Below are 21,182 nucleotides of genomic sequence, written 5' to 3'. Positions count from 1 at the left end.
CAACGTGGTGACCGGCTTTGATGCGAGTGGGAATAACATTACGGTAAGTACGACAGGCTTAACAGGAACGATCAGTGGAATAAGTGGTGGCAATAAATTAACAAGTGCAGGTGATTTTGTGAATGGGATGGCCAACTTAACAAGCTTAGGCTTGAAGTACACAGGAACAGTTGGTAGTGGCACATTTACGTTCACTCCAGCAACAGGGACAGCTGTAACAAGTGGTAGCATAACGATCAATCCAGGATCAGCCAATAAGTTTGTGATTACAGGATCCGGCACGCAAACGGCTGGAACGAGTCAAACGATTACAATCACGGCGAAGGATTTAAGTGGAAATACCATTACTTCTTTTGCTGGGGATAAATCATTAACCTTCTCGGGTGCTCTTAGCTCATTAAGCCCTGTAACTACCCCTAAGGCTACTGATAAAAATGCTAACCAAATTAGTTTTGGTACTGCTACTACGATCACCTTTACCAATGGAGTGGCTACCACTAATTTATCTCTATATTTAGCTGAATCAGTTAATATCGCTGTAAGTGATGGTACTTTAAGTGCTACTGGATCTGACCGCTTGGCTATTACAGTAGGAGTAGGATCTTTCGCTAAATTAGGATTGACCATGGCTGCATCTCAGACCAATGGTGTAGCCTTTACAGGTACCAATACCTTGACAGCTTTAGATGCTTACGGAAATACAGTTACTAACTTTAGCGCATCAAGCAATAACATCACGGTTAGCACGAGCTTACCAGGTACCATTAGCGGATTGTCTGGTACAAATAAATTATCAGCTGCTGGTGACTTTGTGAATGGAGTAGCGAACTTAAGTAGCCTTGGCTTAATCTACACGGGTACTGTTGGAACAGGAACATTTACCTTTACCCCTGCAACAGGATTAGCAATTACCAGCTCTAACGTAAGTATTAGCTCTGGTACAGCTACTCGATTAGTGCTTACAAGTGCTACGGCCACTCAAACGGCTGGTATAGCACAAGCTATTACAATTACTGCGAAAGACGCCAATGGTAATATTGTAACAAGTTTCTCAGGCGACAAAACTTTAGTATTCTCAGGAGCAAGTTTATCACCAAATGGAAATTTCACAGCCAGTTCAACGGATAAAACTTCTGCGGCCAGCAATTTTGCTTCGAATACCATAATCAACTTTGTCAATGGTGTGGCTAGTACCAACTTGACGCTTTATGCTGTTGAAACAGCTAATATTGCTGCAAGTACGTCTGGCATTACTGCTTCAAGTGGATCTGACAGATTAACTCTAACGGTTAACCCTGGTGGATTTAGTCAATTAGCGGTAAGTTTAGCTGCTTCTCAATCTAACGGTGTAGCTTGGACAGGTACGAATACCCTGACTGCTAAAGATGCTTATGGAAATACTGTAACTAGCTTTAACGCAAGTTCCAATGTCATTACTGTTAGCTCAAGCCTTACAGGAACGATTACAGGTTTATCTGGTACGAATAGATTGAATGCCGCAGGTGACTTTGTCAATGGTGTGGCTAATTTGACAAACCTAGGTATCGTATATGCTGGATTGGCAGGAAACGTAAACTTCACCTTTACGCCAACTACGGGCTTAGCAAGTACTGGAGGTCCAGTTGCAATTAACCCAGGAGCCTTAAATAAATTAATTATTACAGGTTCTTCGAATCAAGTGGCAGGTACAGCTCAAACGATTACCTTAACAGCCAAAGATTCAGGTGGCAATACGATTACTAGCTATACGGGTACGAAAAGCTTAACCTTCTCTGGAGCTACTGCATCCACATTACCTGTGACAAGTCCAACGGTTGCGAATACATCCTTTGGCATAGCTACTAATGTGGTATTTAGTAATGGTGTGGCTACTGTGAGTATGAACTTGTTCAAAGTAGAAAATGCCATTATATCAGTTAGTGACGGAACCATCACATCTTCAGGGGCTGATCGTTTAGCAGTAGCTGTAAGTCCTGCAAGCTTCAGCAAATTGCAAGCTAGTCTTGCCAATACACAAGTTATTGGGGTAGCCTTTACAGGTACAAACACCTTAACGGCCTTGGATGCATATGGAAATATAGTAAGCACATTTGATGCATCGCTTAATAATATTACCGTAAGTGCTAGTCTAACAGGTACCATCACAGGTCTATCAGGAACGAATAAATTGAATGCTGTTGGAGACTTTATCAATGGTATAGCCAATTTAACTAACCTTGGATTGAAATTTACTGGTACAGCAGGAACAGGAACTTTAACCTTCACTCCAGCTACAGGAACTGCTGTGACTAGTACTAATATAAACTTCACTAGCGGAAGTGCTACTAAACTGATTATAACTGGAGCATCTAATCAAGCAGCTGGTGTGGCTCAAACCATCACCATTACAGCGAAAGATGAAAGTGGCAATACAGTTACGACTTACACTGGTGCAAAACAATTGACATTCTCCGGTGCTAATCCATCTACGAGCCCTGTTACGAATGCCACTGTGGCTGAAATAGATTTTAATTCAGCTACGAACATCACCTTTAGTAATGGTGTGGCAACAGCTAGTATGATACTATATCAAGTGGAAACAGCCGTGGTAGAAGTAACTGATGGTAGTATCGTATCAGATGGAACAGACCGATTAACAGTAAATGTTACTGCAGGAACCTTTAATAAATTATTGATTGCATTGGCAAGTCCTCAAAATAATGCTGAGACTTTCAAAGGTATCAATACCCTGACAGCCAAAGATGCTTATGGCAACACGGTGACAAACTTTAATGCTTCGACCAATAATATTACAGTAAGTTCTAGTTTAACAGGAAGCATTACAGGTTTATCAGGTACGAATAAGTTGACTGCCGCTGGTGACTTTGTTAATGGTGTGGCTAATTTAACTAGCCTAGGAATGATTTATACTGGTAACCCTGGTACTGGAACATTTACATTTACTCCAGCGACGGGTACTGCTTCAACAAGTGCTAATGTCCTAATTAATGGTGGAGAAGCAACTAAATTTGTCATAACAGCTGCTGCTTCAAGTGTCATGGCTGGAGTTCCTCAAAGTATTACCATAACAGCCAAGGATAGTAATGGAAATACATCCACGATTTACACCGGAACTAAGTCCATGGTATTCTCAGGAGCCAACGTGTCCTTAAATCCTGCGATTTCTCCATTGGCAGGAAGCATCGCCTTTGGTTCTACAACTTCGGTCAATTTTGTGAATGGTGTTGCTACCTTGAATGTGACTTTATATAAGGCTGAAACGGCATTGATTTCTGTAAGCTCTGGAACAATTTCAAGCACTGGTACAGATCGCTTAAGTTTGACAGTAACACCAAGTACCTTCTCTAAATTATCGGTAAGCTTAGCTTCACCACAAAATAGTGCTTCAGCCTTTACAGGTACTAACACCTTAACGGCCTTAGATGCTTATGGAAATACGGTAACTGGATTTAACGCCGCTACCAATAATATCACTGTGACTAGTAGCTTAGCAGGTACAATTTCTGGCTTATCAGGAGTAAATAAACTTTCTAATATTACTGATTTTGTAGCAGGCGTTTCCAACTTATCAGGATTGACTTATTCAGGAGTTACAGGTACGGGAACCTTTACCTTTACGCCAGCAAGTGGAACAGCTATTACAAGTAACTCTGTTGTAATAAATGCAAATGTACCTAGTGGAGCAACATCCACTTTAACTCCAATAAGTTCAAGCTTGTTAGCTTCTGGAATTCCACAGACCTTGACAGTAACAGCGAAAGACGCCTTAGGAAATTCAATAACCACTGGAGGAGCCACCGTTCTAATTACAAAATTATCCGGAGTAGGTACGGTTTCTGCGGTGACAGATAATGCTAATGGAACTTACACAGCTACAGTTAGTTCGTTGCAAGCTGGTACAGGAGTATTTGTTGCTACAATTAATTCAAATCCAGTTTTAAGTGGAACAGCTACTCAAACTCAGGCAAGCGTTACCTTTACAGTGGGCGCGGCTAATGCTACAACTTCTACCTTAAGTCCTACAACAGCTAGCTTATTGGCAGATGGAAGTACACAAACATTGACGGTAACAGCTAAAGATGTTAATGGAAATAGCATTACTACTGGTGGAGCTACTGTTCTAATTACTAAGTCTTCAGGTGTAGGAACAGTATCTGCTGTGACTGATAATGGAAACGGAACTTATACCGCCACCGTGAGTTCAACTACCCCAGGTACGGGTGTATTTGTGGCAAGTTTAAATGGTAATCCAGTATTAAGTGGAACAAGCAGTCAAACGACAGCAAGCATCACTTTCAATGCTGGTGCGCCAACTAAATTAGTTATTACGGGTTCTGGCACACAAACTGCAGGTGGACAGCAAATCATTACCATTACCGCAAAAGATGCAAGTGGTAATACAGCTTCGGCATATTCAGGTTCAAAACAACTTACTTTTGCTGGGGCAACTAGTTCGGCTAATCCAGTTCAAAGTCCTAGCATTGATGGAACCAACCTAGGTACAGTGACTAATTTAACCTTTACCTCAGGGGTAGCTACCGCAGTGATGCGCTTGTACAAAGCGGAGACAGCAACTATCACAGCAAGTGAAGGTTCGCTTACTACAAGTGGATCCGATCGCTTAACTGTAGCTGTAAGTGCTGGTGCTATGTCTAAGTTTGAATTAAGCTTAACTAGCCCTCAAGTGGCTGGACAAGCCCTAGTTGGTCTCAATACCTTGACGGCGCAAGATGCCTTCGGTAATATCATCACTAACTTCAATGCAAGCAGCAATAATGTAACTGTAACCTCAAGTTTAGTCGGTACCATTACAGGCTTATCGGGTGTCAATAAACTGAATGCATCGAATGACTTTGTAAATGGTGTTGCTAACTTAACAAGTCTAGGTTTAGTATACAGCGGAGGTATTGGAGTCGGTACATTGACATTTACATCCGCTACTGGTGTTAGCGTTACTAGTCCGTCTATCACATTTAGTTCAGGTGAAGCGGCTAAAATTAAGTTAAGTACCATTGCTAACCACGTAGCTGGATTACCACAAACAGTAACGGCTACCTTGGTGGACGTAACCAATAATCCGGTAAATGCTACTGCTAGTGGGCTAATTACTTTGACCGTTAAAACAGGAACCGGTACTATTTCAGGAACTGCTTCTGCAACCTTAATAGCTGGCTCACCTTCAGTTGAAATTACTGGATGGTCATATACTAAGAGTGAAACGGGAGTTGTATTATTAGCCACTGGAAGTGGATTAAGTTCTAGCAATATCACAGGTAAAACTGGGGAGTCTAATGCATTCAATGTAACTGCAGGCGCTCCTACTAATTTTATCATTTCCACCAATGATCAAACGGTACCTGCTGGTTCAACGATTACTATGACCGTGAAGGCAACCGATCAATTTGGTAATGTCGTTACGAATTTCACGGGAGACCAGCTATTGCAATTGGCAGGTGCATCTATTGCTCCTAATGGCACGGCTAATCCTCAAGCTGGCGCCAACTTAGTTACTACTGCCTCAATTCCAAGTGATACCAAAAATCCACAAGCAAGAGTTGAAACGGGTAAGAAAACGACCAATAATACTACAGTTAATATTTTAACAAGTGCCTCGGGAGGACCAAGTTTGGCCAATGGCAAAACAGGAACTGCTACTCCAAGTTCGAACTTAGTCTTGAACGGAATGACACCATTTGGCTCAAGCTTCACAGTGAAGTTTGTCAATGGAGTTGCCACCATCCAGGTTGTATTATTTGCTGCGGAAGTAGCCAAATTAGAAGTTAAAACGCCTACGGGTTCTATCGTTACTAAAACGGAAAATAAATTACCAGTAACAGTAGTTCCTGCTAATTTCTCTACGCTGCAAGTTGATTTAGATGCACAGCAAGAAGCTGGAAAACCAATAACGGGTACCATGGTAGCCATTGATGATTACGGTAATACCGTTACAACCTTCAATGCTGCACTTAACCCTGTGAAAATTGTTGTATCCAATGTTTCTGGTACTACTACGACAGCACAGACTACTTATACATTATCGAAACCAACTGACTTTGTAAATGGTGTGGCCGACTTCTCTGTACTTGGAATTACGTACAAACAAGGTACTTCAGGTTCAACTAAATTCACCATCACGCCTACCGAAGGGGCAGCTGTTCAAACACCTGAAATCGTCATTGTATCGGCTGATTCTGATGGTGATAGTGTTACAGATGAGCAAGAATTGATAGATAAAACAGACATGAATGATGGTTGTTCATATTTGATGAGCTCGTTTGTTATGTCTAAAACATCAGCTGCTTGGAAAGCCATCGATTGTGATGGTGATGGATCACCTAATGGAACGGACGTAGAACCTTCCAATGCATGTTCTGGTGGAATTGCTGGTTATATTCCTCCTAAAGGAAGTATAGGTTATGCTAAATACTTTGCAGGTGATTGCGATAGTGATGGTATTTCCAATGAAATGGAGTGTAATGGAGGTTACCTAGGTACTGGTACTTGTCAAGACTTTGATTCAGATGGCATTCCAAATTTCCTAGATCCAGATTCTGATAATGATGGTATTTTAGATATGATCGAAAAGAATATGGATAGTGATGGAGATGGTGATGCTAACTACTTGGATTTAGATTCAGACAATGACGGTATTTTAGATACCCAAGAAAGATCATTCGATACCGATGGTGATGGCGTGATGAACTTCTTAGACATTGACTCTGACAATGACAGTATTTTAGATGCTTGGGAAGGAACAGATAATAAGCGTGGAACGATCGATGATAATTACGATGGTCGAGTAGATAAAAATGGTGCATCTCCAGATGTAAATGGAAATGGATTAGCTGATTTCTTAGAAGGAAATCCTGCTCCAGTACCTGATACAGATAAGGACGGAACTCCAGACTACATCGATTTAGATTCAGACGGTGATGGTATTGCCGATAAGGTAGAATTAACCAATGACCCAGATAAAGATGGTAGACCAAACTACCGCGATAAAGATGCTGATGGTGACTGGTTAGGTGATAGTGACGAGCGTGATACAGATAATGATGGAGATCGTATTCCAAATTACTTAGATGATGATTCCGATGGTGATGGAATTCCAGATGCTTGGGAAGGAAAAGATAAGTGTAGAGAATGCGATAACTTAAATGATGGCAACGAAAATGGTTGGGATGATCGTGGTGAATACAAAGCGGTTATTGATTCGGACAAAGATGGTTCGCCAGATTTCTTAGACCTAGACTCAGATAATGACTGTATTCGCGATGGTGTTGAAGGTGGAGCAGATTGGGATCAAGATAAATTAGCCAACTTCCGCGATACGGATTCAGATGGAGATGGTATTTTGGATAATGTGGAAGTGGGTAATTGTGATAAGCCTTGGGATACAGATGGTGATGGTTTGAAAAACTTTGAGGATACAGATTCTGATGGTGATGGTATTCCAGATAGCGTAGAAGCAGGTAAAGACTTAACAAAACCTGTGGATACAGATGGAGACGGAATTCCGGATATGTTAGAATTGGATGCAGATAATGATACGATTCCAGATAAAGTGGAGGTGGGAAGTGATGTTTGGAAACCGCTAGATTCTGATAAAGATGGCAAGTATGATTTCCAAGATACCGATTCTGATAACGATACCGTTTCTGATAAAATGGAAGCTGGCCCTAATCCAAATATGCCAAGAGATACAGATAAAGATGGATTGGCTGATTTCCGTGATGTGGATTCAGATAATGATACGATGCCAGATGGAGTAGAGGTAGGTATCATCAATGGTGCACCAGTAGATACAGACAAGGATGGTCTAGCAGATATGTTAGATACCGACTCGGATAATGATACCATTCCAGATAGTATTGAAGCAGGAAAAGTACCATTAGTTCCACTAGATTCTGATGGAGATTTATTGCCAGATTATCGTGACATAGATTCAGATAATGACGGAATGTTGGATATCATTGAGGTTGGTGCAGATGTCAATAATCCATTGAACACAGATGCTGATACCCATACAGATGGAAGTCCTAAATACGATTACCGTGATACTGACTCGGATAATGACGGTATTCCTGATTTCATTGAGGCGGGTGCTAATCCATTGAAACCTCAAGATACTGACGGAGATACTGTTCCTGATTACCGTGAATTAGATGCAGATAATGATGGTATTCCAGATAGTGTAGAAGCAGGTAAAGATCCAATGATTCCAGTAGACTCGGATAAAGATGGAAAAGCCAACTACACAGATACGGATTCTGATAATGACACCATTTCAGATAAAATTGAAGCTGGAGATAGTCCAAAAGTACCAGTAGATACGGATAAGGATGGTCTACCAGATTACTTAGATCTTGATACGGATGCGGATACCATACCTGATTTAGTTGAGGTGGGACCAGATCCTAGCAGACCTTTGGATACAGATAAGGATGGTATCTATGACTTCCGTGATACTGATTCCGATGCAGACGGTATTCCAGATAAGATGGAAGTAGGTAGTGATCCAAACAAACCTTCAGATGCAGATTTAGATGGTTTACCTGATTACCGTGATGTTGACTCAGATAACAATGGAATCTCCGATAAGGAAGAAGTTGGACCAGATCCATTGAATCCAATTGATACGGATAGAAATGGTATTCCGGATTACAAAGATCCAGATGATGACGGTGATGGTATACCGGATAAATTAGAAGATGACATCAACTATGGAGCATTACCAGATTGTGATAAAGATGGTATTCCAAATAGTAAGGATAAAGACATTTGCGAACCGTTTGTTACGCAAGGATTCTCTCCAAATGGAGATGGTATTAATGATAAGTTTGTGATTCCTGGAATCATGAGCATGCCAAGTCACCATTTAACCATCTTTAACCGTTGGGGTAGTATAGTGTACGAAACCGACAATTATAAAAATGATTGGGGTGGAGAGATACCTAAAGGCATAGGTGTCGTTCAAGGAGAAGGTACTATTACAGATGGTGTGTATTTCTACATCATTGACTTCAAAGGAGCGAAACCAAATATTCAATCATTCGTTTACGTGAATCGATTGGATAAATAAAGAAATTGAAGTGATGCCCTATACGTCATTTCAATAAGAGGGAAACCTCTAAAACATTAGAACACGGATTGCAGAAAGTCGGAACTTTTTAAGCTTCGACTTTTTTTTTGTTTAAACTTTTACCAGGAATATTATTTTTTTGAGTTGGATATCATACGATGACGTATCCTAGATGAATATCTATTTCTTGGACAATTAATTCGAAAACTCATTCGTTAAACGGCTGATTAAACCTGTTTCAGCAACGCTGGCAGGGTTTGGAACCCTGACAGCGTTAGGAGTTTCGATACTTTTCCGTGCTACACGGTTTAATCTTGGCGTTTAAAAGCTAAGTTCCTCCATCTTCACTTCAGGGTTCATCATATAGGTGATTAAAGTTCCATCTTGTAATAATTCACCCACACGATAGCCTTTATAAGCTGTACCCCAACTTCCCCCAATATGGGAATCAAATAAAAACGGGGTATTATTCATCATTTTAACTCCATCTTGATCATGCTCATGACCATGGAAAGCTGCCTTGACATTGGGGTAATTTTTTAATAAATCAAAAAATTCCGGATGATCAATGCCGTGTTTGGTCCATTTGGCTTGGGGAATATGTAAAAACAATAATACTTGTTTGTATTTTTTGTGCAACTCCAATTGCTCTTTTAGCCAAATTAAATCGGGGCATAAATATTTGCCTTGTTCATTGGATGTGTCACCTAATAAAATACCCACTTTTTTATGCACGACCTGGTGGTTCAATGGAGTACCCCATATTTCTTTCCAAAAATCGGCACTTACTAAATCATGATTTCCCCGTGTCACGTAATACGGCATTTTAAGTCCGTCAATTTTCTGTTTGGCTTTAGGCATCCAGGATTTATCATCATGGACAATGTCCCCATTCATGACACAAAAATCCAATGGATTATCGGCATGAAATTGGTTGATTTGTTGAATGGCCTTGTCCAACATCTCCTCAAAAGGAGTATTAGCTTGCCCATAATGGATGTCAGATGCTACAATAAAACGCAATTTGACCTTTTTTCGGAATGCCTCTACTTCATTTGGACTTATGGCCTTGATTTGTCCAGAAAGTAGGAATATGGATGCAAATGAAACTTGCTGAATGAAACTTCTTCTGCTTGGCAGTTCTTTTTCTTTTTTTGACATATAGGTTTAGATTGAAGTTCTAATTTATCTTATTTTACATAAAAATAGTACTGATTATTCATCTTAATGTATTGTTAATAATTAAAATACCCTAAAGCTAGGTTAATCATTCATGGATTTCCCTGATTCGTAGCGCGATGTAGGGCTTTTCTGGCAACCTGATTTTCTTCCAATCTTTGTCATAAAACCGATAATCACTGTCTTTTCCCGTTTCAAATATCTCCGGTAGGGTATGAACGGTCATAGCATAAGTATCAATAATATCGACTTGAAAGCGAGTGCCTGCACTTAATTTACCAAAAGATCCATTGTTGACAGGTAAATTAAACATCCAATATTCCTGAATTTGTTTGCCAAAATAAACTAAATAATTTCCCTTTCCACCGGATGATGTAACATTGTCGCGTGAAACATCCGACAAAGTCATAGGCCCAGGACCTTCTTCTAATAGTTGTCTCAAAAAACGAATTCGCTTCCAACTTTCGCCAACAAATCGGCCACCTTTAGCCCAGAATATCGTATCTCGGTGATCTTTAAACATAAATGATTCTCCATGAGTCACGTAAGTGCCACCCATCACTCCATTCCAAATCAAATGAGTCATGGTTTCAGGACTGTATCTTCCCCAGCGCGATTTAAGATTGCCTTCATATCCTACTTCATCCAAAACCACGGGTTTATGATATACATTTCGGAGCATGGCTGCGGAATTGGGACTTTGAACCGGTGATTCATCTTGCACGCTTACATGGGTAAATTCCGGTTTCCAATAATCAAAATAGGTTGCAGTAGCTCCATGAATAGAACATAAATGGCGATATGGGTCTGATTTGACAACTGTTTTAGTTAATTCATCCCAATCCGCAACAGTTTTTGATTTCACATAATCCCATTCGTTGGCCATCGACCACCAAACATTTCTAAAAGAGGAAATACGTGACAATAAATATTGAATATACCGAATATTGACCTCTCGGGGCATGGCATCAAATCCCCATCTTCCTTTATCATATGGATGGAATAGAATTAAATCAGCCTCTATTCCTAAGTTTTGCAATGCATCTAGTTGCTTTTCTAGGTGTTGAAAAAAAGTGGGATTAAATTGAGAGTAATCCCAAATATTGGTCGTATTACCCTGTTCATCTCGTTTAATTTCTTTGACAAGAAAGGGGTATAGCTTGGGTTCTTCTTTTACTAAATCATAGTTTTTGGGAAATACACACATCCTAATTTTATTAAAGCCAGACTTTGATAAGGAAGCCAAAGTCAAGTTTTGCAATTCAGTTCCCATGTGGTTCCAAGCATAAGCGGTTGTTCCCAAAGGGTAATATATTTTCCCATCAGCATAACTAAAATGCACCATTTGATGGGTTTTGACCATACCATGGTTTTGTATTGAAGGAGTGATGCATTCCAAAGTCCCTGATTTTTTGGTTAATCCTGCCACATTACTTTGTGTGGTAAAGCGCCAAGTACCTAATTTGGTGGGCATAAATCGAATTTTAAACCGATTGTCGCCATCATAAAAACCCGAAATGGTCATCGTAGTATCTTGATGAACGAAAGTAGCTTTGAATTCTACATCTTGGAATCCATTACCTTTAAAGGGGGCATTCCAAACCAGTTCTATTCGATTCCATCGCTCTACTTTTTCTTGAGCAAATAACTCAAAAGAGAGACTGAAAAGTAGGCTAATACCTAAAAGAAATGATTTTTTCATCCACAGGGTTTTCATAGAATTAGGTTTTTGACTAATAATTGTTTGGTTCAAAGCTACAAGATAAAGAACTACCCAATCAAATATTATCAAATTTTTTGTTCTAAAATGATTAATTTGCAAGTCTATTTTGGCGCCATAGTTCAACGGATAGAATAGACGTTTCCTAAACGTTAGATGTGGGTTCGATTCCCGCTGGGGCCACTACGAGTATCTCTCTCAAACAAAGGTGAACCTAAACGTTAGATGTGCCAGTTTGCGCTCGACTCGATTCCCGCTTCGTTCATTCCCTTTAGCATAAGCTTAAGGAATAACCTTCAGATCTAAAATTTTACATTCATCATTCTACATTCTACATTCAGAGGTTAATCCCAACGAAAGATTAGAACGGAGCATGAGCGAAGCGGTAGGCGCATTTTTGACACTGTGCGAAGGGCATAGCCAAGAGTCAAAAATTAAAGCCGTATGCGAAGTGAGCATCGGTTCCGCGAAAGCGGAATTCGTCTTAGGATTAACCGATTTGTTTCAAGTTTTTTTGTTTCTTTTTTTCTCCAAAAAAAGAAATACCTTGTGATTAGCGATAATTTAGTTTTTGTTTGAGGCCTTCAAAATAGAATGGAATTACAAATTCCAATAATCTTATCATTCGACATGACCCTGCGGAACATGTCGAATAGCACATTTCGATTTTACAGTTGGCTGAGGTTCTCGAAGCCAATATCAAAAGTTATTCTTTGAAGTGTCAAGTCGAATAGCCATTTGAAAATCTATTTTCAAATGGGAACCACTAATCACTTAACCCTGATCACTAAATTTTGAAATTGAAAGCTTAATCCCAACAAAAGATAGAAACGGAGCTTTTTTTAAATTTATCATTCAAGAGCAAAATACTTGCTTATATTTGAATGCTTCCCCTTAAATATTTGTTTTACAGGATAAAGTCGACAATTCTACATTCTACATTCTACATTCCTCATTCTACATTGAAATGAAACATACCTACCCCATAACTGGCATGAGTTGCCAAGGCTGCCGAAGTCACGTTGAAAAAGCCTTAAACTCCGTAGAAGGGGCCAAAGCTACCGTTGATTTGGAAAAAGCCGAAGCCATCATTGAGTTGGAACATCATATTTCCACCGACGTTTTTGAAAAGGCTTTGCAAGCTAGCGGGGGAAATTACCACATTGGTCAAAATCCCCAAACTTTGTTGGCCAAACCAAAACCCGTAGCCATTCAAGGGGCTTTATATTATTGTCCCATGCATTGTGAGGGAGATAAAACCTATGCTAAACCTGGATCTTGCCCTATTTGTGGCATGGATTTGGTCGCTCAAGCAACTGGTATCGAAGATGAAAATAGTACCTATCAGAACTTATTATTTAAATTAAAAATTGCCATTGCATTTACCTTACCCATTTTTGTTATTTCCATGACGGATATGATTCCTGGAAACCCTTTATTTCAATGGGCCTCCATGAATACCTGGAATTGGGTGGAGCTTGCCTTATCTATCCCTGTCGTATTTTATGCTACTTGGATGTTTTTTGAACGGGCTTGGCAATCATTGATTAGTCGGCATTTCAATATGTTTACCTTAATAGGCATTGGCGCTGGCGCTGCTTGGTTGTTTTCGCTCATTGCTCTCTTTTTTCCATCCATTTTCCCCCATCAATTTCATTCGCATCATGGTACTGTTTATGTGTATTTTGAAGCAGCTACTGTGATTTTAACCTTGGTTTTATTAGGTCAGGTACTTGAAGCTAGAGCTCATGGTAAGACTAATGCAGCTATCCGGGAATTATTGAAACTAGTACCCAATGAGGCGACATTGATTAAGGATGGCAAAGAAGTTATCGTTTCGATTGACCAAATCCAAGTTCAAGATTTAATCCGCGTGAAGCCTGGGGAAAAAATTCCTGTAGATGGACATATTCAGGATGGTCATGCCTCCATTGACGAATCCATGATTAGCGGGGAGCCTATTCCTGTGGATAAACAAGCTGGAGATATCGTGAGGGCAGGTTCCATTAATGGAAATACGAGTTTTGTACTTCAAACAGATAAAATTGGGGCAGATACTTTATTATCTCAAATTATTGAATTGGTACACCGAGCAAGTAGTTCTAAAGCGCCCATTCAAAAAATGGCCGATACCATTTCTTCCTATTTTGTACCCGCTGTTGTGCTTTCCTCGCTTTTAACCTTCATGGCTTGGGCCTTGTTGGCCGATGAAAATGCATATACTTTTGCCTTTGTGAATGCTATTGCGGTGCTCATCATCGCTTGTCCATGTGCCCTTGGCTTAGCCACACCGATGTCGGTGATGGTAGGAGTAGGGAAGGGTGCCCAACATGGTATATTGATTAAAAATGCCGAAGCTTTGGAAAAATTAGCTGAAGTCAATGTGGTGATAATCGATAAAACTGGAACCGTGACTGAGGGCAAGCCTTCCCTGGAAAAAATGTTGGTCAGTTCAGAGGAAATAATCGAGAGGGATGTCTGGCAAAAAATAGTATCACTGAATTCGCTGAGTGAGCATCCTTTGGCTAAAGCTAGTGTCAATTTTGCTAAGAATTTGGGAATTACGGCCATCAAAGTCGATCATTTTGAAGCCTTATTGGGTAAAGGGGTATTGGGGCAAATTGCAGGGAAAACCTACGTCATAGGAAATCATAAATTGCTAGAGGAGCGCCGTATCAATATTCCAGTGGATTTGTTCAAGCAGGTGATTGCGGAGCAAAAACTTGGTAAAACGATTTCTTACTTTGCGGATGAAAAAGAAGCTCAAGCGGCTTTGGTTATTAGCGATAAAATCAAAGAATCCAGCCAGCAAGCTATTCAAGAACTACAATCCGAAGGTTTACAAGTGATTATGCTGACAGGGGATAATCAAGAAACGGCTGATTTGGTGGGTAAAAAACTGGGATTAGACGCTTGGAAAGCACAGATGTTGCCTCAGTCGAAACTGGATGAAATTGTTCGTTTGCAAGCCGAAGGTAAAAAAGTAGCTATGGCAGGAGATGGCATTAATGATGCACCTGCCCTATCTCAGGCGGATATTGGAATAGCTATGGGAACAGGAACTGACGTGGCCATAGAAAGTGCGGAGATAACCCTCATTAAAGGAGATTTACGGGATATTGCTAAGGCTAGAAAATTAAGCCAAATGGTCATCCGTAACATTAAGGAGAATTTGTTTTTTGCCTTGGGATACAACGTATTAGGCATTCCCATTGCGGCAGGAGTTCTGTACCCATTTTTCGGCACACTTTTATCCCCGATGCTCGCCGCCCTCGCCATGAGCTTTAGCTCCGTGTCGGTGATTTCGAATTCCTTAAGGTTGAGGGGGAAAGCGTTATGATGTAGAATGTAGAATTAGGAATGTAGAATATAAAATGTAGAATGTAAAATGTAGAATGTAAAATGTAGAATGTAGAAAGGTGCTCTGAAATCAATTTACAGTTTTAATTCAACTCTATCGAAATGTGTTGAATGTCGAGAATAGTATCCTAAAAAATTCTTCATTCTACATTCCTAATTCTACATTACCATTTACTCCGGCACATACTCATCACTATGCCCCATCAAGTGATTACCACCTAACCAATTCGGGAAAATTTGGTAGTGTTTATCTTTGATTAGACTCATAACAGTATCCCGCAATTCATTCAAATTGCTTTTTTGTTCTGCCGAAATAAATACCGTTTTAGGTTGGTTGGTCTGCCAGTGAGTTTGCTTCAAGAACTGAGTTACTCGGTCCATTTTACTTAATTCCGGTTCGCCATCTTCATTCAAGGCCGCTCCTTCAAAGAATACATCTTCCACCGGGAATAAATCAATCTTATTGAAAACTAAGATTGTTGGCTTGTCACCTGCGCCCATTTCATTCAAAATCCCTTGAACAATCTCAATTTGCTCCTCAAAGTTTGGATGCGAAATATCCACCACATGCAATAAAATATCCGCTTCTCTTACCTCATCCAAGGTCGATTTAAAAGATTCAATCAATAGGGTAGGGAGCTTACGAATAAATCCTACCGTATCCGTTAATAAGAACGGAATACCTTCCCAACTCACTTTACGCACGGTAGAGTCTACCGTAGCAAATAATTTATTCTCCGCAAAGACATCCGCTTTGGCCAACTTTTGCATCAAGGTCGATTTACCTACGTTGGTATAACCCACCAAAGACACACGCACCATACGGTCACGGTTCTTACGCTGAGTAAAGGTTTGTCGGTCTATCGCCTCCAACTTTTCTTTCAAAAAGGCTATGCGGTCATTGGCGATACGTCGGTCAGTCTCCAATTCCTTCTCACCCGGTCCACGCATACCCACACCACCACGCTGCTTGGATAAGTGAGACCACATACGGGTCAAACGTGGAAGCATGTATTGGTACTGGGCCAATTCCACTTGTGTTTTCGCTTGTACCGTTTTGGCCCTTTGTGCGAAAATATTCAAAATCAACAAACTGCGGTCCAAGACTTTCATCTCCTTGCCGCATAGCGAAATCTCATATTCAATATTTCTAACCTGAGATGGGCTTAAATCATCATCAAAGATGATCATATCCACATCTTTGTCTATCACATAACGAATCACATCCTCTAATTTACCTTTACCCACATAGGTACGGTTATCTGGCTTAGCTAAATTTTGTGTAAAGCTATGCAAGGTCAACACCCCTGAGGTAGAGGCTAAAAATGCTAACTCGGCTAAGTATTCTGCCGTTTGTTGTGCATTCTGTTTTTGCGAAGTCACGGCCACTAAAACGGCGGTTTCTTGCTCTTTATCGGTACTATATCCCTTTTCTTCTCCCATATATAAGCTAAAAAAAGCCTTCCTGTTAAGAAAGGCTTTTTCAAATTAAGCAATTCTATTTTATAAGCTCTTAATTAATTTCTCATTAAGCGCTACGTAATCGTCATTTTTTTGAGCTTTCGCCAATTCAATGGATTTCAAAGCCGTTGCTTTGGCACCCGTTTTGTCACCCATTTTCGCTTGAATCTTCGCTTTTAAATGGAAAATCCAGAACGCAGTAGGGTTAGCCGTTGTCGCTTTACTAGCCCACTCCAAAGCCTTGTTCAAATCACGACCCGTCTCAAAATAATAAGAAGCCGATTCAAAATAAGGTTTGTTGTCCGCATTCATCACTTGATCAATGGAAGCCGCAATCTTGGCATCAATCTCCGTTTCTATTGGAATAGAAACTGTTGTTTTTTCCCATGATATCTGAATAAACATCTTATTGGCAGCAACTAGTTCAAATTGGTATGCCAAAGATTCCACCGGGTACTGTAAAGTAGCTGTTGGAACCGTAGTGCTTAACACATTTTCCTCTGGATGATAATTAAAAACTCCATTAGTTCCTCTGTTGAAGATAATCTCCCATGATTTTTCAGACGGATTGATCATCAATTGGTAAGAACCTGCTTTCAAGGTTTTTCCCTGAATTTTGACATCTTCTCCAAAAGTTACTTTGGTAGGAGCATTGGCACCCGCTCTCCACAATTTTCCAAAAGGCACGATATCACCAAATATCTTACGTCCACGAAGAGCAGGACGGGAATAAGTGATCTCTACCGAAGATAAAGAAAACTCTTGTTTGATGGTTTGAGATGGACTAGGAGTAGGAACTTTGAATGATTGTGCCTGAGCACTCATTCCTAAAGTAGCCAAAACCAACACTAAAAGTATCTTTTTCATAGGATTAAGCAGATAAAGCCTCAGCACCACCCACAATCTCAAGGATCTCGTTGGTGATAGCGGCTTGACGTGAACGGTTATATTCTAATTTCAATGCTTTCAATAATTCACCCGCATTATCCGTAGCTTTATCCATAGCCGTCATACGAGCACCATGCTCTGAGGCATTGGACTCTAATAGGGCTCTGAAAATAGATAGCTTAATGGATTTAGGAATCAATTCATTGATGATTTCCGCTTCAGATGGCTCAAAAATATAATCCACAGCGGAAGGTTTCACATCACCAGTATTGCTTTCTTGCAAAGGCAATAATTGTTCAGTACGAATGATTTGTGTTGCTACGTTTTTGAATTCGTTGAACACAATTTCAACTACATCATATTGTTTTTCTGCAAAACCAGCTAATACTTCTTCTCCAATCAAACGAGCATTGCCAAAGTTTAATTTAGTATAAATATCTTGGTGAGCAGTATTGATTTTATACCCTCTACGACCCAAATATTCACCCCCTTTTTTACCTAATGGCAATATTTCAACACGGCCAGCCTGATGCAAAGCCGCATATTTTTGTTGAATCAAAGCAATGGTTGCTTTACCAATATTCGCGTTAAAAGCGCCACACAAACCACGGTCAGAGGTCACCACTAAAATCAATACGTTTTTAATTTCACGTACTTCAGTAAATGGATTTTCTTTTCCTGCATCCGTACGTCCTGAAACAGTCGCTATCATTTCTGATAACTTTTTAGAATAAGGACGCATTTGGACAATGGCATCTGTAGCACGACGCAACTTCGCTGCCGAAACCATTTTCATGGCTTTGGTGATTTGCTGCGTCGAATTAACTGAAACGATTCTATTTCTTACTTCTTTTAAGGAAGCCATACCATTCTAATTTTTTATACTGCGTATTTAGCTGCTACTTCATTTCCTACACGCTTAAGTGTAGCCGTCAAGGTATCATCAAATTTACCTGCTCCTAAAGCATCCAATGTAGCTTTTTCGGTAGCACGTAATACTTGAATAAAATCTTTTTCAAATTCACGTACTTTCTCCACTGGTACTTTATCTAAGTTACCAGTAGTAGCTAAGTAAATCATCGCTACCTGATCTTCTACACGTTGAGGAGAGAATTGTGGTTGCTTCAACATCTCTAAGTTACGACGACCACGGTCAATCGTTAATTTAGTAGAGGCATCCAAATCAGAACCAAACTTAGCAAAAGCTTCCAATTCACGGAATTGAGCTTGATCTAATTTTAAGGTACCCGCAACCTTCTTCATCGACTTAATCTGCGCATTACCTCCTACACGTGATACTGAGATACCTACGTTGATCGCTGGACGAATACCTGCGTTGAATAAGTTAGACTCTAAGAAGATCTGACCGTCCGTAATTGAGATTACGTTGGTAGGGATATAAGCAGATACGTCACCCGCTTGAGTTTCAATGATTGGAAGGGCTGTTAAGCTACCACCACCTTTTACCAAGTGCTTAATAGAATCTGGTAGGTCGTTCATCGACTGAGCAATAGCATCAGAAGCATTGACCTTAGCAGCACGCTCTAATAAACGAGAGTGAAGGTAGAATACGTCTCCTGGATAAGCTTCACGTCCTGGTGGGCGACGAAGTAACAAGGAAACTTCACGGTAAGCTACGGCTTGCTTAGAAAGGTCATCATAAACAACCAAAGCAGCACGACCTGTATCACGGAAGAATTCACCAATAGCAGCACCTGTAAACGGTGCGTAGAATTGCATTGGAGCTGGATCAGCCGCACTCGCCGAAACGATTACCGTGTAATCCATAGCACCTGCCTTACGCAAGGTTTGCTCAACTTGTTTGATGGTAGATGCTTTTTGACCAATGGCTACATAGATACAGAAAACAGGCTCTCCCTTATCGTAAAATTCTTTTTGATTGATAATGGTATCGATACAAACAGCTGTCTTTCCTGTTTGACGGTCACCAATAACTAACTCACGCTGACCACGTCCTACAGGAATCATGGCATCAATCGCTTTAATACCTGTTTGAAGAGGTTCTGTTACTGGCTGACGGAAAATTACACCTGGCGCTTTACGCTCCAAAGGCATTTCGTATAAATCTCCTGTGATTGGACCATTTCCATCGATAGGCTCACCTAAAGTGTTCACTACACGACCTAAAATGCCATCACCTACTTTAACTGAAGCAATTAATTTGGTTCTCTTTACGGTATCACCCTCTTTTACCAAAGTGGATTCGCCCAATAATACGGCTCCCACGTTGTCTTCTTCTAGGTTCAATGCCAAGGCTTTCAATCCGTTTTCAAATACGATCAACTCACCTGCTTGTACATTGGATAGCCCGTAAATACGAGCTACACCATCACCCACTTGGAGTACGGTACCTACTTCTTCTAATTCTGCTTGGGTCTTAGCCTGAGATAATTGCTCCCTAAGGATGGCTGAAACTTCGTCTGGTCTTACTGATGCCATGTTAAAATGGAGTTTTCTGGGATGTTAAATACTTATTTTGAACTAAATTTTCGGGTGCAAAATTAGTTATGAAATTTCAATATTCCCATAACTTCTGCAAAAAATGTATGAATTCATAAGACTTTTTTTAGATACTTACCGTTAGGTCAATATAGACTCCGTTAAATGGCGTTAAAATAATTGAGAAAGAGCCATTTTTCTGTATCTTAGAGGCTTTGTTTGACTATATTAATAAATTCTATGAAATTTCCTTTGGTTCGATTAACTACTATTCTTACTCTTACTGTTCTTACTTTTTCCACTTTTGCTCAGACAAAACCTGCTGCCAAAGCTAAAGTAGCTACTAAACCTGCTGCCTCAGCTCCTAAGGCCAAAGCCGCTCCACATGCAAGCGCTCATTTTGCAAGCACGCTTGATTCTGTTTCTTATGCTGTTGGTGTGTTGGTTGCTCAAAATTTTAAATCACAAAATGTGGTTTTAAATCCTGAGACCGTTGCCAAAGGTTTTGCCGCAGCTACACAAGGTAGTACTTTAAGTCTCAGCGAACAAGAATGCCAAAAAGTAGTTAATAACTTTATGATGCGTAACCAGGAGAAACAAATGGCAGAAGGAGCCAAACAATTTTTGCCTAATAAAGAAGCCGGAGAAAAGTTTTTAGCAGAAAATAAAAAGAAACCAGGCGTCAAGGTTACTCCTAGCGGTTTACAATATGAAATCATAAAAGCGGGAGATGGTCCTAAGCCAACATCCTCTGATAAAGTTAAAACACATTATCATGGAACTCTGATTGATGGTACCGTGTTTGATTCCTCAGTAGATCGTGGAGAGCCTATCTCTTTTCCAGTAACAGGTGTTATTCCTGGTTGGGTAGAGGCTTTGCAAATGATGCCGGTAGGTTCTAAATGGAAATTGTACATTCCTCAAGAATTGGCCTATGGTATCCGCGGTGGTGGAGCAGCCATCAAACCTTACTCTGCTTTAATTTTTGAAGTAGAACTTATTGCTATTGAAAAATAATAAAACACAGCACGG

At 40.2% G+C, this 21,182-nt stretch carries 9 protein-coding genes and 1 tRNA gene; 4 read left to right on the top strand and 6 right to left on the bottom strand.

Features of this window, described 5'->3' with window-relative positions; translation table 11 throughout:
• Positions 1-7 precede the first annotated feature (7 nt).
• Positions 8-9,082 carry an invasin domain 3-containing protein gene (locus tag ACST15_RS03355; protein ID WP_459453227.1) on the top strand — a complete coding sequence of 3,025 codons (9,075 nt, stop codon included), beginning with the start codon at positions 8-10 and terminating at the stop codon, positions 9,080-9,082.
• A 321-nt stretch (positions 9,083-9,403) separates the two neighbouring features.
• On the opposite strand, the gene ACST15_RS03350 is transcribed toward ACST15_RS03355, so the two are convergent.
• Positions 9,404-10,243 (bottom strand): metallophosphoesterase family protein, encoded by an 840-nt coding sequence (locus tag ACST15_RS03350; protein WP_459453226.1) that lies wholly within the window; start codon positions 10,241-10,243, stop codon positions 9,404-9,406.
• Between the two features lie 106 nt (positions 10,244-10,349).
• Positions 10,350-11,963, bottom strand: coding sequence for a DUF5060 domain-containing protein (locus tag ACST15_RS03345; RefSeq protein WP_459453225.1), 1,614 nt, complete (start codon positions 11,961-11,963; stop codon positions 10,350-10,352).
• A gap of 129 nt (positions 11,964-12,092) precedes the next feature.
• Between ACST15_RS03345 and ACST15_RS03340 the strand changes: the two genes are divergently transcribed.
• A tRNA-Arg gene (locus tag ACST15_RS03340) sits at positions 12,093-12,164 on the top strand.
• 784 nt (positions 12,165-12,948) lie between these two features.
• Entirely contained in the window at positions 12,949-15,321 is a 2,373-nt protein-coding gene (locus ACST15_RS03335) for a heavy metal translocating P-type ATPase (protein ID WP_459453224.1), read from the top strand.
• Between the two features lie 191 nt (positions 15,322-15,512).
• Here the strand turns inward: ACST15_RS03335 and hflX are convergent, their stop codons facing one another.
• The 4 genes from hflX to atpA are packed head-to-tail and all read right to left on the bottom strand — an operon-like array spanning position 15,513 to position 20,150.
• Positions 15,513-16,784, bottom strand: coding sequence for a GTPase HflX (gene hflX / locus ACST15_RS03330; protein WP_459453223.1), 1,272 nt, complete (start codon positions 16,782-16,784; stop codon positions 15,513-15,515).
• A gap of 60 nt (positions 16,785-16,844) precedes the next feature.
• On the bottom strand, positions 16,845-17,669 hold the full coding sequence (locus tag ACST15_RS03325; RefSeq protein WP_459453222.1) for a DUF2911 domain-containing protein: 825 nt from the start codon (positions 17,667-17,669) through the stop codon (positions 16,845-16,847).
• 4 nt (positions 17,670-17,673) lie between these two features.
• The gene (gene atpG / locus ACST15_RS03320; RefSeq protein WP_459453221.1) at positions 17,674-18,555 is read right to left on the bottom strand and encodes an ATP synthase F1 subunit gamma; all 882 of its coding nucleotides are present in this window, start codon (positions 18,553-18,555) and stop codon (positions 17,674-17,676) included.
• 14 nt (positions 18,556-18,569) lie between these two features.
• Positions 18,570-20,150 (bottom strand): F0F1 ATP synthase subunit alpha, encoded by a 1,581-nt coding sequence (gene atpA / locus ACST15_RS03315; protein ID WP_459453220.1) that lies wholly within the window; start codon positions 20,148-20,150, stop codon positions 18,570-18,572.
• 240 nt (positions 20,151-20,390) lie between these two features.
• Here atpA and ACST15_RS03310 point away from each other — a divergent pair, with 240 nt between their 5' ends.
• Entirely contained in the window at positions 20,391-21,167 is a 777-nt protein-coding gene (locus ACST15_RS03310; protein ID WP_459453219.1) for an FKBP-type peptidyl-prolyl cis-trans isomerase, read from the top strand.
• Positions 21,168-21,182 lie beyond the last annotated feature (15 nt).

The organism is Aquirufa sp. Wall-65K1 (genome assembly GCF_054558475.1).
This window is presented reverse-complemented; position numbering and strand designations above follow the sequence as displayed.

Excerpts from the sequence above, each read along its gene's own strand:
- atpG (WP_459453221.1), bottom strand. The coding sequence starts at position 18,555 with ATGGCTTCCTTAAAAGAAGTAAGAAATAGAATCGTTTCAGTTAATTCG.
- ACST15_RS03345 (WP_459453225.1), bottom strand. The coding sequence starts at position 11,963 with ATGAAAAAATCATTTCTTTTAGGTATTAGCCTACTTTTCAGTCTCTCT.
- hflX (WP_459453223.1), bottom strand. The coding sequence starts at position 16,784 with ATGGGAGAAGAAAAGGGATATAGTACCGATAAAGAGCAAGAAACCGCC.
- ACST15_RS03310 (WP_459453219.1), top strand. The coding sequence starts at position 20,391 with ATGAAATTTCCTTTGGTTCGATTAACTACTATTCTTACTCTTACTGTT.
- ACST15_RS03325 (WP_459453222.1), bottom strand. The coding sequence starts at position 17,669 with ATGAAAAAGATACTTTTAGTGTTGGTTTTGGCTACTTTAGGAATGAGT.
- atpA (WP_459453220.1), bottom strand. The coding sequence starts at position 20,150 with ATGGCATCAGTAAGACCAGACGAAGTTTCAGCCATCCTTAGGGAGCAA.
- ACST15_RS03350 (WP_459453226.1), bottom strand. The coding sequence starts at position 10,243 with ATGTCAAAAAAAGAAAAAGAACTGCCAAGCAGAAGAAGTTTCATTCAG.
- ACST15_RS03335 (WP_459453224.1), top strand. The coding sequence starts at position 12,949 with ATGAAACATACCTACCCCATAACTGGCATGAGTTGCCAAGGCTGCCGA.